Annotated in this window: 16 protein-coding genes; 7 read left to right on the forward strand and 9 right to left on the reverse strand. The window is 53.6% G+C overall.

All coding sequences use genetic code 11. The annotated features are described in order from the left end of the window. Positions 1–123 precede the first annotated feature (123 nt). From ABSG49_RS10405 to ABSG49_RS10415, 3 genes are all read left to right on the forward strand, one after another. A complete protein-coding gene (locus ABSG49_RS10405; protein WP_424026062.1) occupies positions 124–393 on the forward strand; it encodes a glutaredoxin family protein in 270 nt (89 codons plus the stop codon). Continuing rightward, on the forward strand, positions 393–2,576 hold the full coding sequence (gene nrdD / locus ABSG49_RS10410) for an anaerobic ribonucleoside-triphosphate reductase (protein WP_424026116.1): 2,184 nt from the start codon (positions 393–395) through the stop codon (positions 2,574–2,576). The genes ABSG49_RS10405 and nrdD overlap by 1 nt, the downstream gene beginning before the upstream one ends. Positions 2,577–2,677: 101 nt before the next feature. After that, complete coding sequence (locus tag ABSG49_RS10415) at positions 2,678–3,406, forward strand: hypothetical protein (RefSeq protein ID WP_424026063.1); 729 nt, start codon at positions 2,678–2,680, stop codon at positions 3,404–3,406. A 27-nt stretch (positions 3,407–3,433) separates the two neighbouring features. On the opposite strand, the gene ABSG49_RS10420 is transcribed toward ABSG49_RS10415, so the two are convergent. The 7 genes from ABSG49_RS10420 to ABSG49_RS10450 all read right to left on the reverse strand — a co-directional run bounded on the left by ABSG49_RS10420 (position 3,434) and on the right by ABSG49_RS10450 (position 9,193). Further along, positions 3,434–3,853: a hypothetical protein gene (locus tag ABSG49_RS10420; RefSeq protein WP_424026064.1), complete on the reverse strand. Its 420-nt coding sequence runs from the start codon at positions 3,851–3,853 to the stop codon at positions 3,434–3,436. Continuing rightward, the gene (locus ABSG49_RS10425; protein WP_424026065.1) at positions 3,843–4,469 is read right to left on the reverse strand and encodes an ArsR family transcriptional regulator; all 627 of its coding nucleotides are present in this window, start codon (positions 4,467–4,469) and stop codon (positions 3,843–3,845) included. The genes ABSG49_RS10420 and ABSG49_RS10425 overlap by 11 nt, the downstream gene beginning before the upstream one ends. A gap of 80 nt (positions 4,470–4,549) precedes the next feature. After that, positions 4,550–5,080 carry a CAP domain-containing protein gene (locus ABSG49_RS10430; protein WP_424026066.1) on the reverse strand — a complete coding sequence of 177 codons (531 nt, stop codon included), beginning with the start codon at positions 5,078–5,080 and terminating at the stop codon, positions 4,550–4,552. Positions 5,081–5,226: 146 nt separating this feature from the next. Then, positions 5,227–5,847 carry a superoxide dismutase gene (locus tag ABSG49_RS10435; RefSeq protein WP_424026067.1) on the reverse strand — a complete coding sequence of 207 codons (621 nt, stop codon included), beginning with the start codon at positions 5,845–5,847 and terminating at the stop codon, positions 5,227–5,229. Positions 5,848–6,127: 280 nt separating this feature from the next. Further along, positions 6,128–7,357 (reverse strand): ankyrin repeat domain-containing protein, encoded by a 1,230-nt coding sequence (locus ABSG49_RS10440; RefSeq protein WP_424026068.1) that lies wholly within the window; start codon positions 7,355–7,357, stop codon positions 6,128–6,130. A gap of 147 nt (positions 7,358–7,504) precedes the next feature. Further along, positions 7,505–8,122: a HEAT repeat domain-containing protein gene (locus ABSG49_RS10445; RefSeq protein WP_424026069.1), complete on the reverse strand. Its 618-nt coding sequence runs from the start codon at positions 8,120–8,122 to the stop codon at positions 7,505–7,507. A gap of 333 nt (positions 8,123–8,455) precedes the next feature. Beyond that, entirely contained in the window at positions 8,456–9,193 is a 738-nt protein-coding gene (locus ABSG49_RS10450; RefSeq protein ID WP_424026070.1) for a hypothetical protein, read from the reverse strand. A gap of 176 nt (positions 9,194–9,369) precedes the next feature. Here ABSG49_RS10450 and ABSG49_RS10455 point away from each other — a divergent pair, with 176 nt between their 5' ends. Further along, a complete protein-coding gene (locus tag ABSG49_RS10455; RefSeq protein ID WP_424026071.1) occupies positions 9,370–10,296 on the forward strand; it encodes a DUF4349 domain-containing protein in 927 nt (308 codons plus the stop codon). 323 nt (positions 10,297–10,619) lie between these two features. On the opposite strand, the gene ABSG49_RS10460 is transcribed toward ABSG49_RS10455, so the two are convergent. Both ABSG49_RS10460 and ABSG49_RS10465 read right to left on the reverse strand, forming a co-directional pair. Beyond that, positions 10,620–12,218, reverse strand: a complete 1,599-nt coding sequence (locus ABSG49_RS10460; RefSeq protein WP_424026072.1) for a zinc ribbon domain-containing protein — start codon at positions 12,216–12,218, stop codon at positions 10,620–10,622. Positions 12,219–12,351: 133 nt separating this feature from the next. Then, positions 12,352–12,801, reverse strand: coding sequence for a hypothetical protein (locus tag ABSG49_RS10465; RefSeq protein ID WP_424026073.1), 450 nt, complete (start codon positions 12,799–12,801; stop codon positions 12,352–12,354). Between the two features lie 116 nt (positions 12,802–12,917). Between ABSG49_RS10465 and ABSG49_RS10470 the strand changes: the two genes are divergently transcribed. The 3 genes from ABSG49_RS10470 to ABSG49_RS10480 all read left to right on the forward strand — a co-directional run bounded on the left by ABSG49_RS10470 (position 12,918) and on the right by ABSG49_RS10480 (position 14,721). Further along, positions 12,918–13,550, forward strand: a complete 633-nt coding sequence (locus ABSG49_RS10470) for a hypothetical protein (protein WP_424026074.1) — start codon at positions 12,918–12,920, stop codon at positions 13,548–13,550. A 63-nt stretch (positions 13,551–13,613) separates the two neighbouring features. Continuing rightward, entirely contained in the window at positions 13,614–14,084 is a 471-nt protein-coding gene (locus tag ABSG49_RS10475) for a YkgJ family cysteine cluster protein (protein WP_424026075.1), read from the forward strand. Between the two features lie 352 nt (positions 14,085–14,436). Next, positions 14,437–14,721 carry a hypothetical protein gene (locus ABSG49_RS10480; protein ID WP_424026076.1) on the forward strand — a complete coding sequence of 95 codons (285 nt, stop codon included), beginning with the start codon at positions 14,437–14,439 and terminating at the stop codon, positions 14,719–14,721. The last annotated feature ends 365 nt before the right edge of the window (positions 14,722–15,086 follow it).

Here is a 15,086-nt window from a genome sequence, read left to right on the forward strand (position 1 = left end):
ACTATTGTTCCATACTCCAGATAAGGGTAATCGCCCGGCGCGCCGGCCTTATGCAGATGCACAAACCAAGATTTTTTTATACAGACTGCCTATTGGATAGATGACAGAGTGAGGGTGTTTTTTGTGCCGAAAAATCCACAGCTGATCGTGTATACGCTAGAGCATTGCCCGAATTGCGAACTCCTCAAGACGTTCCTGAAAAAGAGCGGGTACAAATTTGCCGAGCGTGACCTCTCCAGCGCTGAGTCGCTGACCGAACTGCGGGTAAACGGGGTTTTCGTGAACGAGGCACCGGTGCTCCAGAAGAGCGAGGATTTTTTTACTTCATCGGACCTTTTTCCCGCGGGAAGACTGGATGGGGAGCATATCAGCCATCTGATCGCAGGTGAATGATGCCCCGGCAGGAGACCCGGCAACAGACTATTTTTGGTGAGTATACACCATCTCTCCCTCCGGTAAGGACGACGGACGGGCATATCGTTGAATGGGACCGGAACCGAATCGTCCGCCAGCTTGTCGAAGAGACCAAGCTCGTCGAGACATTCTATGGGTACAAAGGAGCAAGCGAGGAGATCGCGCAGGAGATCGCTCTCGAAGTTGAGAACCGGATCAGGAATATGGGGCTCAAGTCCCTTTCCGGCCCGCTCATCCGCGAGATCGTCAATATTACGCTTCTCGAACGGGGGATGGTCCAGTACCGGAACGTATCAACCCGTGTCGGTACCCCGGTCTACGACGCCCATCAGATCGATGTCGGCAGGGGGTTCGAGGCCCACGACAACGCGAACCTGCAGGAGAATGCCGAGACATCGCACAAGAAAAAAGCGGACAAGATCTCAAAAGAACAGTACCTGCTCCAGCTGCCGCCTGCCCTTGCCGACCACCACCTTTCCGGAGAGATGCACATCCACGACCTCGAGTATTTTGGCACGCGGCCGTTCTGCCAGGACTGGGATCTCCGGTACTTCTTCTACTATGGCCTGATGCCCGATGGCAACGGAACCAAAGCGTCGGTTGCCGGGCCGGCAAAACGTGCCGAGGTCGCGATCCTCCATGCCGTTAAGGCCCTTGGGTCTGCACAGACCAATTTTGCCGGGGGACAGGGATACTACAACTTCCTCACGTTCCTCGCACCTTTCATGGAAGGCATGCCCTACGATGAGATCAAGCAGATGGTGCAGATGTTCGTGTACGAGATGACCCAGATGATGGTCGCCCGGGGCGGCCAGCTCGTCTTCTCGTCCATCCAGCTCTCGCCGGGCGTGCCGACCCTCTGGCAGGACAAGCCCTGCGTGTACAAGGGAAAGATCTGGGACGGCACCTCCGCACCCCGACGGACATATGGAGAGTTCGAGCGCGAGGTACGACTCCTCTTCAAGGCGCTGATGGAGGTCATGCTGGAAGGAGACTACTGGGGAAAACCCTTCAACTTCCCCAAGCCCGAGATCTCGATCGAGCCCGACTTCATGACCGAGCGGGAGGAGTTCAATATGAAAAATCCCGACCTCCCCACGTTCCAGGATCTCTACCTCATGACCTTCGAGCTCGCCTCGAAATTCGGCACTCCCTATTACGACAACCAGCTCCCTTCCTACCGCGGTGCCGGCAAGGGCATCTCCTGCTACCAGTGCTGCGCCTACCAGTTCTCGGCCGTTGCCGATAAGGACTCCGAGTTTGACAGGAAACTGGTCTTCGAGGACGGCCGCCACTTCTCGATGGGGTCGTGGCAGGTGGTTTCGGTAAACTGCCCGCGTGCAGCCTATAATGCAGATGGCGACGATGCCCGGCTCTTTGCCGAGCTGAAGAAACTGATGGATGTTTCAGTAGAGATCTTCAAGATCAAGCGCCGCTGGATGGACCTGATCCGGGCAAACAGCCGGATGCCGTTTGCCATGCAGCGCCCGAAAGACCCCAACACCGGCGAACGGGGCGCCCTGGCGGTCGATCTCGAGGGGCTGGTCTACACGATCGGCGTTGTTGGCGTGAACGAGATGGTCCAGCACCATACCGGCAAGCAGCTCCATGAATCAAAAGCAGCATTTAAGCTCGCCATCCGGGCGATGACCGAAATGGAACTCTACAGCCGCGAACTCTCAAAAAAGAACAACATGACCATTGCACTCGCACGTACACCGGCAGAGACCACCGCCCAGCGGTTTGCCATTGCTGACTTACTTGACCGCCGCTACCACGATTTTGCAAAGAAGATAATAAAGGGAGACCTGCAGGAAGGCCTCGCAAAGCTCGGCAAGAGCCGCGACCTGCCGATCTATTACACGAATGGAACCCACGTGGCACCCGGTGCAGATGTGCCCCTGACCAAGCGCATGGAGATCGAGCACGTCTTCTTCCCGATTGTCGATGGCGGCAATATCTTCCATATCTGGCTTGGCGAGGCACGGCCCGATCCAAGGGGACTGATGGATATGGCGATGAAACTGTGCCGGAATACCCAGATCGGGTACTTCGCCTTTACGAGGGATATCACGGTCTCGCTCCGCCAGTTTCACGAGATGCGATCAGGGAAGAAGGCCATCATCGAGGCGACCCCATCTGACTTCCCGGTAAAAGTATAATTTTTTTTGATTTTTGATATACAGGATACGCTCCTCTCAAATGTACTGCATTGTTTCCGGCTCACCGGCACATTTTTTATCTATCCTGTTTTAAAAAAGGTATGAAACTCCTGAGCGTGCTTCCTGCTCTGGGCATCATTGCCCTTATTGTAGTTGCCGGCTGTGCCGGAACCGGTAATTTTTCCGGGAAACCGGCCACCCCTTCACAAACCACCGTGACTGCTGCAACACCGGCAAGTACAACCATACTAACAACTGCAATTCCCACGGCCACACCGGAGCCATACCCCCATGCCCTTGCTCTGAAACAAAATTTTTCCTTTGGCACCGGCAAAGTAGCAAGCGAGGCGATCGTATACCGGTACTGGATCAATGACACCTACCAGTGGCTCGGTGATAAGGAAAACCATTTTTATACTTCACCCGATCAACCGATGCCTGGATACAAATACCTGTTCGTGTTTGTCCAGATGACCAACAACGGGGATACCCGCGTCTGGTTCCCGCCATCCTCAAATATAGTGGTACACTATAACGGTATGACCTATACGCAGGATCCGTCCCATTTCCTCCCGGACAAAGGAGAGCGCGGGAAAGAGACCCCTGTCCTGATCAAGGAAATCCAGTACTTCCAGAAACTGAATGGCGACGAGTACGTGGAGGACTTCGGGTTTTCACACGGTACCCGACCGGATTTCCTGTACCCGGGTAAAAGCAACAGCATGGATGGCTATATCATCTATGTGGTCCCGGCCTCCCTGACGCCGGAGCAAACATATGTTGAAATTCCCTTCAACGGGCAGGACACCGGTGTGTGGAAGCTCGCATAAAAGTACAGCACTGAAAAAGGAAGCCGATCAGGGATCTTTCACTTTTTTAAGAGAGATATCCATCAGCCCCCGGTGGATCCGGTAGTAGCTATGGATGCGGTCCACAGGGTGGTCGAGCAGTATCATCGTAATTCGGCCATCGACAACAATGCGGACACAGTTTATTTCAATATCAGCGATAGGCGCATTTTTGGGATCGGCCGGCATGACGGCAGTGATGAATACATCATCGTCTGTTTCCACGATCTCGTAGGGAACTTCCCCGTCATCGTCCGTTGTGCCAGCCCTGAACACTTCGGGATCACCGATCGCGGCCTGCCGGGTGATGATCGTATATCCCACAATGCGGGCATGCTGGCTTTCCGGCATGTTTTTCACGATGTCTTCCACGATTTTTGCAAGGTTGTTGAACACATCATCGTAGGGACCGCTTGGATTATTCTGCATGGATACCTCTGAGTGTATACCGTTCTTTCTCACGTTTGACGATTCCCCGCCGCTCGAACTGCTTCAGGATCTCAGAGAGACTGGCCTTGGGCAGGTCCGTGACCTGTTCCAGTTCTCCAAGCGTCAGGGACTGGTGGGACAAGGCTATGACCACACGTACCTCTCGATCGCTTTTGAATAAATCCTTATGGATGGTGGCAAGGTCATTAATCTTTGTTTCAATATCGTGATTGACCTGCTCAAGATTTGCAAGGATTTTGTCATGGGCCCGTATCATGCGTGCAAGCATGGCCACGGTTTTTTTGAGCTGGTCGTTTTTTTGGCTGGCTTCATCCATTTCATACCCGGAGATCCTCAGTTCCTTAAGACTGACATCGATCAGGATATCCTGGGCAAGATAGTAATATTTCCGGCGCCGTTCGTCTGTTTCACAGGAAAGAATGGCCTCGCGCTCCAGCATCTGGAGATGGTCGATGACCGCCTTTGGCGAGAGCACCAGCGTGTCGGATATCTCCGTGACAAAACAGGGCTTCTGCCGGAGCAGTTCAATGATCCTCCTCCGGTTGCGGTTACCGAGAATGTCAAGCAGCCTCGCAACCTCAGCAGTATCATTCATATTTACAAAATGTTAGTGTGAGGATTATTTAAATTTGACTTCATAAGCAACGCGGATAGCCCGGCTGAAAACCCCTAAAATTATTGCCATTTCATCGCGATGTAATAGTTATAGCCATCCCCAGTGACACCGATACCCACGTTCCGGTAATTACCGTTGAACACGTTGGTGCGGAAGGAGTTGTCATTGTTCTCGAGCGCATCAAACATCTGTTGCTGTTCATCATATCCCGACAGCGCCCAGGAGATTTTTGGTATGACAAATACATTCGTGTTGTCACCGGTAGTGGCATCAGGAGCTGTTGAATAGGTCAGCGAAGAAATTTTCACTTTCCGGCTCTTGGCCAGGGCGAGATTCTCCAGCTGGTCATCCATCTGGACCGGGACAAGATTGTCTGCCTGCCGCTCGAGATTGATCCGTGTTATCATCTCCTGGGGGATCCGGGGGTTCTCATCGGCAAGAATTCCCGAACTGCAGACAAGGTATGCGGCCCCGGCCACACCTGCAAGGAGCAGGACGAGGAAGATTTTGAGGTATTTTTTCTTCCTGCTTGTGCCAATCACCGTCATCGTTTGCCGGTGATATCTTCGGATTGCATAATTATCAGACATAATTTAGTTACCTGTTGGAGAAACGCGGCATATAAATTCAAAAAATCACGCAGGTACCATGATTGAACCCGCGGGTTCAATGAAGAAAAAAGGTCAGGGGTTGTGGCCGGTCCCGCCCGGCTCCCCGGGGGCTGGGCTATTCCGGATTATTTTTTCAGGTGGGTAACAAAGCGGGTATTCACTTCGTCCCATTTCACGAGGTTCCAGAACCCTTCAATGAATTTCGCCCGGTCGTTCTTGTAATCGAGATAGTACGCATGCTCCCATACGTCAAGGGCCATGAGGATCCGAAAGCCCGGGACGAGATTGACATTGTGCTTTTCGAGCTGCATGATGAGGAGCCGGTTCGTTTTCATGCAGTGGGTCAGCACGGCCCACCCGGAACCCTCGACACTGGACGCTGCCTGCGTGAACTCTTTTTTAAAACGGTCAAACTTTCCGAACTCCGCATCGATCGCTTTTGCAAGATCTCCTTTCGGGACTCCGCCACCACCTTTGCCTGCGGGCGCAAGGTTCTCCCAGAACAGGGTGTGAAGCCGGTAGCCGCCGATATGGAACGACAACTCCTTCAGCGTGGCTTTCATATCGAGGTCGGTATTGTCCTTCCGCGCCTTGTCGAGCTTCTCCAGGATTGCATTCGCACCGGTCACGTACGCCTGATGGTGCTTGGTGTAGTGAAGGGTGAGCTGCTCTTCGGAAATATACGGTGCCAGTGCCTTGTACTCGTACAGCAGTTTCGGCAGGGTGTATAATTTACCTGGTTCCATGTACTACATTCCTCCATTTGGATGAAAGGGATATTATCCACATCCCTATTTCTTTCATTGCATGGAGGCAGGTTCTGTGACGGTGTTGTCGGAAACCTGCGTAACGGACTCCCTGATTCGGAGATATTCCCGCACCTTTTGGAAAAGGTCACGATGATACACGTTGCTTCGTGGGGACGGAAAGTATTATCCGGTAAACCGGGAATTTCCCGTACGGCACCCTGATCTTGAAACGGACACCGGTTCCCGGATCCCCGGTATCCATGTTCAGACCGGGATGTTATTCAGCCCCTGCATCGGCAAGCATCTGGAATATGATGTCGTAATTCTCATTTTTTTCATGCCGGTGCCGGTGGACCGCCCAGACAAGGCTTGAATCCCCGGAGGATTTGTAGGGAGTAACTTTTTTTGCGTGGACGTTTGCACCTTTGCGCAGGAGCAGCTCGACCATGTCCACCTGACCGTTCCACACTGCTGCCATGAGCGGGGTCTCCCCGTCGTTGAGCCTCTCATCCACATTCGACCCCTCTGAGAGGAGAAACTCAGCGATCTCGGTATGACCGTTGATCGCTGCCGCATAGAGGGGGGTGATGCCACGCGGAGATTTCTCGTGGACATTTGCCCCGTGGCCGACAAGATTCTTGATGACGTTGATATTCCCGGTCCGGGCAGCATGCGTCAGGATCGAGATCCCCTTCTTGTCCCGCGTGCGGATATCTGCCCCGTTCTCGATAAGGTAATTCACGCATAACTCCTTCTGGGGTTCAAACTGGGGCTTAAGCTGTCCGAGCATCATGGGTGTCATGAAATCCGTCAGATTTATCGTGGAACTGACCAGCCTGAGGTGGATCAGGCTGTCGATCAACTCCTCGATCGTTGAGATCACTGCATACATAAGGGCGGTTTTTCCTTCGGTGTCGCGCAAGTCAACCGCGGTTTTCTCTGCAAGCAGCAGTTTGAGGATCCCATAATTCGCCATGCTGGCCGCAGCCATCAGGGGCGTTGTACCAAACATGTTGGACTCGTTGGGATTTGCACCGGAGTTCATGAGAAGGCTGACGGTGCGGACAGGATTGTAATCCGGGTGGTACCGGGAATACTTGTACACGATCTCGATGAGTTTTTTGTAAAACTCGTGGTCCATATTGTCATAAAAAATCATGGGGTTGGTGGAGGCGACCAGAAGCGGTGTCCAGCCTTCTTCCGTCTTCTGAAACACATTTGCCTTATACCGAAGGAGGGTTCGCACATACTCGAAATTATTCTGGAGACAGGCAAAGGTCAGGGAGCTGTACCCGTTTGCAGTCGTCATGTTGGGATCGGCGCCGGAGTCGAGGAGCAGGGTGCAGATCCGGGGATCCTCGCAGAGCATGGACTTGATCAGGGGTGTCTCCCCGTGCGGTCCCCGTACATTGACGTCCGCACCTTTCAAAAGGAGCCTCCTCACGGCTTCCAGATTGCCGGCATCCACGGCCTCCATCAACTGCAAGTCCTCTCTGTGGGAAGGCATCAGTACATACCCCGGATATGGTAATCTTTCAAGTACTTTTGATATCATTTCAGATATTAAAAAATGGATCTTTTTAATTTCCAGTACCGTGCGAAGCACAGGGCCCCGCGAGCTGGCCTGCCTGCGATATAAAAAGAGGTGTATTTCTCATTTGAGCGCTTCGATAATCGCTTCCTTGACTTTCCCGTCCTGTTCGGACGTCAGGGCTGCGTTCAGCGCTTCATTCACTTTTTTGCCGCCGATGGCGCCGAGTGCCCGGACTGCCATCATCCGGACATAACGGTTCTCATCCTTGAGGAGGATGACCATGGGTTCGATCGCATCGGAATCACCCAGTTCCTTCAATCCTTTTGCCGCCATATACCGCACATGGTCCCGGTTATCCTTAAGTCCCTGGATCAGGGGTTTGACGGCTTTCTCATCCGCAATTTTTCCGAGGGCTTCCACTGCACGGTAACGTGTCTCCCACTTAGGCTCTTTCATCGCCTCTGCAAGCGGCTCGATGGCGGCTTTCCCGATCCTTGAGAGGGCAAGCGTTGCCTGTTCCCGCACAGACTTGTCAAAATCTGCAAGGGCCTCGATCAGGGGCTGGATTGCCCGGGGGTTCTGGGCTTTGCCAAGCAGGTAGGCTGCATACTGCCGGACCTGCGGGTCCGTACTATCCTGCAGGGCCTTCACGAGTCCTTCGAGACCCTGCTTTTCGAGCTCACCTGCGTTTTCAGGTTTCTCCGGAATATTTTTTTCCTCTGTATTGCTGCTAGTCATGATACCTCATTGAGATATCACGCGTATTGTTATATAAGTGCAATGCTGGAGGGTAGACCGGGAATGCAGGGCGCTGTCAGGAATGGCAGACTCTGGTTAAAAAGAGGGGGCGGGAGTCTGACCCGCCCGGAGATATATTTCAGTATTGGATATTGCAGTGCTGCATGTATTGTGGATGTGGACTCTTGGTTGTATCCTGTATCGTTGTGTTTCCTTTCCCTCGCTCACGAGCTCGCGGTAACCTCCAGAACGTTTTTGATTCTTTTAGCATTTTTCAGAGCAATTCGTTGGAACTCCTTTGGTGTGAAGGCCGGGACATACCATCTCGGTTTTTCAGACGGCATTCATCCGGGCTGAAATGACGTCAAGGGACTGTGCCACCGAGAGTACCCCCTGCGCCGTTGTCTGGGGGAGGTCCTCGCGGATAAGAATTCCCCGGTAGGCGTCCCTTAAGGATTGCAGGGTATCCTTAAACTGGGAAAGGGTTGCCCGTGCCCCTGGGGCATTCCCGGTCTTCATCTGCGTCTGGATAGTAGAGATCTGGTAATGGCCGGTCTCGACCAATCTCTGCGTCTGCGTGCAGTTAATCCCAAGGGATTTCAGGTCGGCATTCATCATGCCGGACCGGGTCAGGACCCCTTCGCTCTGGTCAATCGTAGTTCTCACCTCTTCACTCTCCGAACCGGTCTTTTTCACATTCCGTACCATTGTCTCGTAATCTATGGACGCGGCGTGGATCGTTTCACGGGGCTCCTCGGTAGAGGCATCGTTCCTGGCCCAAAGTGCATTCGCAAGACTGCTCCGCATTGAGGTGATCTCCGTAAGTTTCTCCTGTGCTGTGGTAACTTCATAACCGCTTCCCTGTAACTGGCTGACGGGAACGCTGACCCGCCCGACCCACTGGTCGAAATCTGTAAGTTCAGTACTTGACCGGGTGTCCCAATACTGATCTCCAGGCACGTTGATCACGGGGGTTCCCGCGACTGCCGATTGCACCTGTACGTTGAGGTCCGCTGGGTTCCCGCCAGCCGTCTTCATCTGAACATCCGTTTCCGTCCGGAACAGATCCATCGTACTGCATACACGGTTCGGCAACAGGCATATTAAATTCGTAAAATTGCCGGGGTTGGTTCATGGAACCTGCAGGTTATTCCCTTGTATCAGAAAGAGCAGGGGTTCTGTCATTACTACAAAAAAATTCGCAGTATACGTCGTGCTTTTATATTTCCCGCAATGATGGATTGTGTATGAACTACAAAGTCATCGCACTCCTTGTGGTATGCATTGCCCTCGCGGCTGCTGCCGGCTGCACGGGACTTCCGATCGGAACCTTTGTGAAAACACAATCTTCACAGGATGTCGCCCGGGTCTCATCTGATTCCAACGGGTACAGTCTCCTGCAGGAGAAAACCGTATCGGCAGGCAGCAGTGCCGCGCCGGCAGTTGCACCGGTGCCCACCTCCATATCATCCGGAACCGGCGGTACTGGCATCGACACCAAGATCATCAAGACTGCAGACGTGACCCTTGAAGTCAGGGATGTCACTGGTACGGTCGATTCGCTCAAGGGCCTTGCCATTGCTCAGGGCGGATACCTCTCATCGACAACTATCCAGAAGAATTACAATAACCAGCTGACCGGCACGGTCATTATCCGGATCCCGCAGGACGGGTTCGATAACGCCATCGCGGGCGTCAAGGCACTCGGGACGGTCAAGTCGATCTCGACAAGCGGTCAGGATGTGACGGAAGAGTACGTCGATCTCCAGGCACAGAAAACATCGTACACCAACCAGCTGGCCCAGTACAACGTGATCATGAAGCAGAGCACCAAGGTGGAAGACATCATCAAGGTGCAGGAGCAGATCGACCAGGTGCAGACCGAACTGGACCGTCTGAACGGGAGACTGAATTATCTCAATAACCGCATCGATATCTCCACGATCACGGTTTATCTCCAGGAGCCCGAGCCGGTCGGCGGGCAGACGGGCCACGATTTTATCGCAACGATCAATGAAGGCATCTCCGGGTTCTTCGGCATGATCGACACGATCATTATCCTCCTCTTTACGTTCCTGCCGCTTATTATCCTCGGTGCGATCGGGTACGGTGTGTACCGCTGGCACAAGGGCAAAAAAGCCGTTGAACCCGCGACACGGGAAGAGAGAAAATAAGAGAGTGATCTTTTTTTTCTGCTGCTCAGGCAGTATGCAGATCTTTTTGAGTTCGTCAAAGTACGGATGCCCGTGCCGGTTGACGCAGCCGGTGCATCAGCAAAACGGGGGGGCTGTCCGCTCGTACCCAAGCCATCGCTCACGGCACGGCAGTTGTGCATGGCATTTCGCAACAGTTTGCGGAGTTCCCCGGCTGCCCGATCGCTTCGATCCGGATCCCGGGATTGCCTAGATGGCGCATTCCGGGGAAAATGGTCCGGTACTGTCCTGACATATACGGGTTGTTATTGGTACGGATATAAAAAAGGGTTAAGAAACAGGTATCAAGATTTTTTTGTCGTGGTATTGGTGACAGGGATAGTTGTCGGTTTTGCCGTCACCGAGGTATTGCCGGTTGCAGCTGCTGCGGTTGTTGAGGATGCAGCCTGTGCGACACCGGTGGTGACATTGGCCGACACGGTCACTTTCCCGAACGCATCGCTGGTTTTGTTGGTGGCAAGCACTGCACCGTTCCTGTAGATATCGACCGTGAGGTCATGCTTCTTCGAACTGTCCTGTTTCTGGAATGCGGCAGTGACCTGCCCGGTCGCATTCACGATCTCGTAATACCGGTCGCCCGAATCGATCGCTGTCTGCAGGTCTGAGGGCATGCCATAGGTCCCTTTCCAGCTGCCGACATAGTTGATGGAGACATAGACACCGGTGGCAGGGATTATGGGCGCTGTGGTCTCTTTTACTGTGATAGAAGCAACACCGCTGTTAGCCAAGGTAGAGGACGACGAGGTACTGCTGCCTGATGTGGATGTGCCGGAAGAGGAAATGGTGCCGGAAGAGGATTCCGAACTTCCTTTATTGAGCATCGGGTAAACAAAGAGCGCAGCAACGGCCACCACGAGGATCACGACAATAACAGCTCCGATGGCAATGAAGGTCTTTTTACCGGGCATGAATGACCGGCCGTTCCGGGGTTTCTTTGGAGGTACCGGCGTACCCGCTGCACCCGGCTGTGCACGGACCGGGGATGTGCCCCGTTGTTTTTTCGGGCCAAAGAGACCGGAGAGGAAACCCTTTTTAGCCGGCTTCTGTGCAGGCTGTTTTGCTGCCGGGTGCCGCGATTCGGATACGGACTCCGGTGCCGGTTCTTCATCCCATGCAAGGGACTGCTGGAGCGATATATCCAAGGCTCTAGTCTTGGCTTCAGCGGGAGTCCCCACGGGAGGCCGCTCAGTGGCATGAACTGGTGCGGGAGTTGCAGCATACTGACGGGGGACTGCCTGCCGTGCTGCAGATGCCATGATCGGTGAGCCACAGCGGTTGCAGAATGCCGAACCCGTGGACACTTGGTTCCCGCAGCGGTTACAGAACACACCCTCGCCAGGAGACGACTCGTCAAACTGCCCGGCCGCAGGACCGGCAACGGGAGCTGCTGCATCCCCGACCCCGATGACACGTTTTACAGGCGTCTTGGTGTATTGGGGTGATGGAGCGTTGACCACTTCGATCCGGGGCGGGACCGAGGACCCGGTTCTTTTTTGCGCCTGATCAGCACCGGGAATCACCTTGCGGATCACGTGTTCAAACGAAGGGGAGGTGCTCTCTTGTATGAGGTGCGCCCACTCATCCCTCTCCCGGGAGCGGTGCTCCCCGTCCTGCCCGGAGAAGGTAAGGATCATCTGGCGGGTTTCCCCCGTCTTTGCCACGACGGATAAGGTCAGGATCGGGTTACGGAGTGCGTTCTCTCCGATTGCAACCTCTTTTATCGTAGCAAGCGGGATCTCCTTGGTCGGCAGGATATTTTTTGCCCTGTCAACAAGGATGATGCGCCTGCTGGTAAGGATGCCTTCAAACGGGATCGACTTGACATGGATCCCCCTCGTCCTTACTAGGACCTGTTCATCACTGCGGAATTCTGGATCGCCCATGGTACCACGTCATTATTGTCTGTTCGGTAGTGGTTGAACCTTGCATGTGAAAAAGATATTTATCAGTAGTTGTGCCAGGACCGGCATGGAAGGCTGTCATACTACCCGGCGCACAGGACCGAAAAAGAGGATATTATCTAGCAATAACGAAGGAGTCCGCCAATGCCCCGTTCCGGGCGAGGACTTCCCTGAGCTGTTTCGAGGCTGCCATCTGTTTTTTTATCTCGGATGAGATGGTGACCCCGGACTCCTTTGCCAGAGGATCATCCGGGGCACAAACAGTCATATCCCCGGCAAGATCCAAGTCAAACACTGACTTTACAATATGGTTCTGGACAAACGTAAGCTCGGACATCATCTGCTGGTCAGGAATGCGGGTAGCAGCAAACGTGAACCGGATCACATCCTCAAGCGGATGAGGGAACCCCTCGACCGAGAGTTTCAGGAAACACTCGACCTCAAACCGTTCATTCTCGACTTTCCTTGCTCCTGAATGCTCGATACTCAGCATAAGTACCCGGTCCGCGGGAATCATGTGGATATGGTGGTCCTTGTCGAGCATGGCGATGCTGGTTGATGTCATATTTATTTACCCCTGCATGATCTTCTGTGTCAGGAGATATAGCGCTTGTGCTCGGATGAGAGAGCCGAGCCGTTCATCCACCAACAATTTAAATCTGCTGCGCGATGGTGTATGGTATGGAACGCGGGTACCGTTCTTCTATCCTGCTGGCCATCTTAACGGTTATATGCGCCGGGTCAGCAGGTTGTCTCTCCAGCATTTTCGTCCCGGCCCCTCACAATAACGCGACCATCCCGATTGCCACTCCTACAACGGAGAGCCCGCTTGCAACCCTTTCGGCCGGGGACATGGCACTCCAGCTCTCTGACCTGCCGTCGGATTATATTCTCCGGGACCGGACGGCCATCGCGTATGCTGGTATCAGCCAGGTCTTCCAGGACCTTGGCTGGCAGCAGGGATACCAGGTCTCGTACTACCGGATGGACAAGGATGTGAACGATATAACCACTATTGTCCAGGAGATTAACCTCTACCCGCTCGACAACGTTAAGGAGGTCTATTCCCTTGAAAAGGAGGCCCTGCTCCCGCTGGAGGACAATACCACCGATTACCAGGTTCCCTTCCCGCTGCAGGGTGACCGGAGCATTGCCTGGCGGGAGACCCGCAGCGGGGATCATGGTACTCTCGTCACGTACACGGTGATCTTTACCAAAAAGAACGTGTACGAGAAGATCTCGATGACCGGTACCACCACAGACTACGAAGCCCTTAAGGATATAGCACAGAAAGCGGTGGCAAAGATCCGGTAACGAAACCGCCGACAATCTCCTTTTTACTTCTTCCCTCCAGATAGTACAGCAGGTCTGGTGAACATGGTCTTTACCTGCAGGCAGTGCGGAAAGTGCTGCATGTATCTTGGCGATTATATTGTCATCGAACGGCAGACCGGCCCGTTCCGGTTTGAATGCGAGTCTGTCTCGACCGGTACGCCGTTTACGGCAGAGGTCGATGAAGACAAACGGGAGATCTTCCAGGACCATTCCTTCCCGGAACAGCACCCCGGCGCCTGCCGATTTCTCCGGCCGGACGGCGATCTCGTCCGCTGCACGATCCACCGGGACAGCCCGACGCAGTGCAAGTTCTACCGGTGTGTAGTGATGAGAGTCGCCGACCACGACGGAAAACCTCTCGGTTACGTCACTGGCACACTTGCCCTGCACGCTGATGACCCGGCGCTCCGCTCTGTATGGGAAGTGATCGAACGTAAACGGCCGAAGCCGGATGAGGAGGCCGAGCCGTGGATCGCCGCGTTCCTGAGGGAGAAGGGGTACCTGGTGGAATAACATGTACGTGCCATAACCGGCACCGTGCAATCCTTACAGCCGCATAGAAGACCAAGGGACAATAGGTAGGGGGCGACCACGTTCACCTCCTCCGTCGGGAGCTCGGGAAACACTCTACCGGGCTGATGATGACCCCTCTTGCTTTTGCAATTTATCTCATTGACCATCATACTTCGAGGATGATGTAGGATCGTATATATAAAAGCGATCCGGGAACCGGCCGGGGGCATATCCCGGTTAACATCCCGGTTTTATCAATGGTTACTTCATCTCAAACAGCATATACTATTATGGTGATTCGTTCTCAACCATCTGAGACCCTTCGAATTTTTCTTTATCACCAGGACGCCGTATGAAAGAAACCACCATGAAAGCAATCTCCTTTGAGACACCTGAAATTTTTGTGCCAACTCCAGTACATCTTGACATCCTCCGCGCTGTCGCAGAGAAGCAGAGCTGTCACATCAGCCAGGTAGTCCAGAAACTGTATCCCGGCCACAGCGAGAACAGTGTCCGGTCCGGTGTCAGGGTCCTCCTCTCCAAGCGATATCTTGACGGGGGGAAATCCAGCAGCGAGATTATCCTCCGGCTCACGTCACGGGGCCGCCTGCTGATCCAGCCGACACCTTCCAGCTAATCTCTTTTTCATCCCTTGATTCCCAAATACCATTGCATATCGATAATAACGGGTAGCTCTGCACGGATATGTATACCGTGAAGGTTATGTAAAGGGAATATTGTCGATACTACGATGACGAGAGACTCTCATCTTATTTTTTATGATGAACGCCGCCGCCCCCGGCGGGGCGCCCCCGCGGCAGATCAGGTGCCGGTCCAAGTTTTGCGTTCAGGTAAATTGGTAGCGCAAAACCCGACAGGCGTTTTGCGCGTAGGCAATCGCATGGCTAATGAATTTTTTATGTAACCGAAATTGAGAAGAAGTCCCGCTTCTAGTAGGGGGGGTATCCAGTATACCCCCCCTCCATTTTAATTTTAATTCGT

Origin of the sequence: Methanoregula sp., assembly GCF_049510175.1 — an archaeon.
Lineage (GTDB): Archaea > Halobacteriota > Methanomicrobia > Methanomicrobiales > Methanospirillaceae > Methanoregula.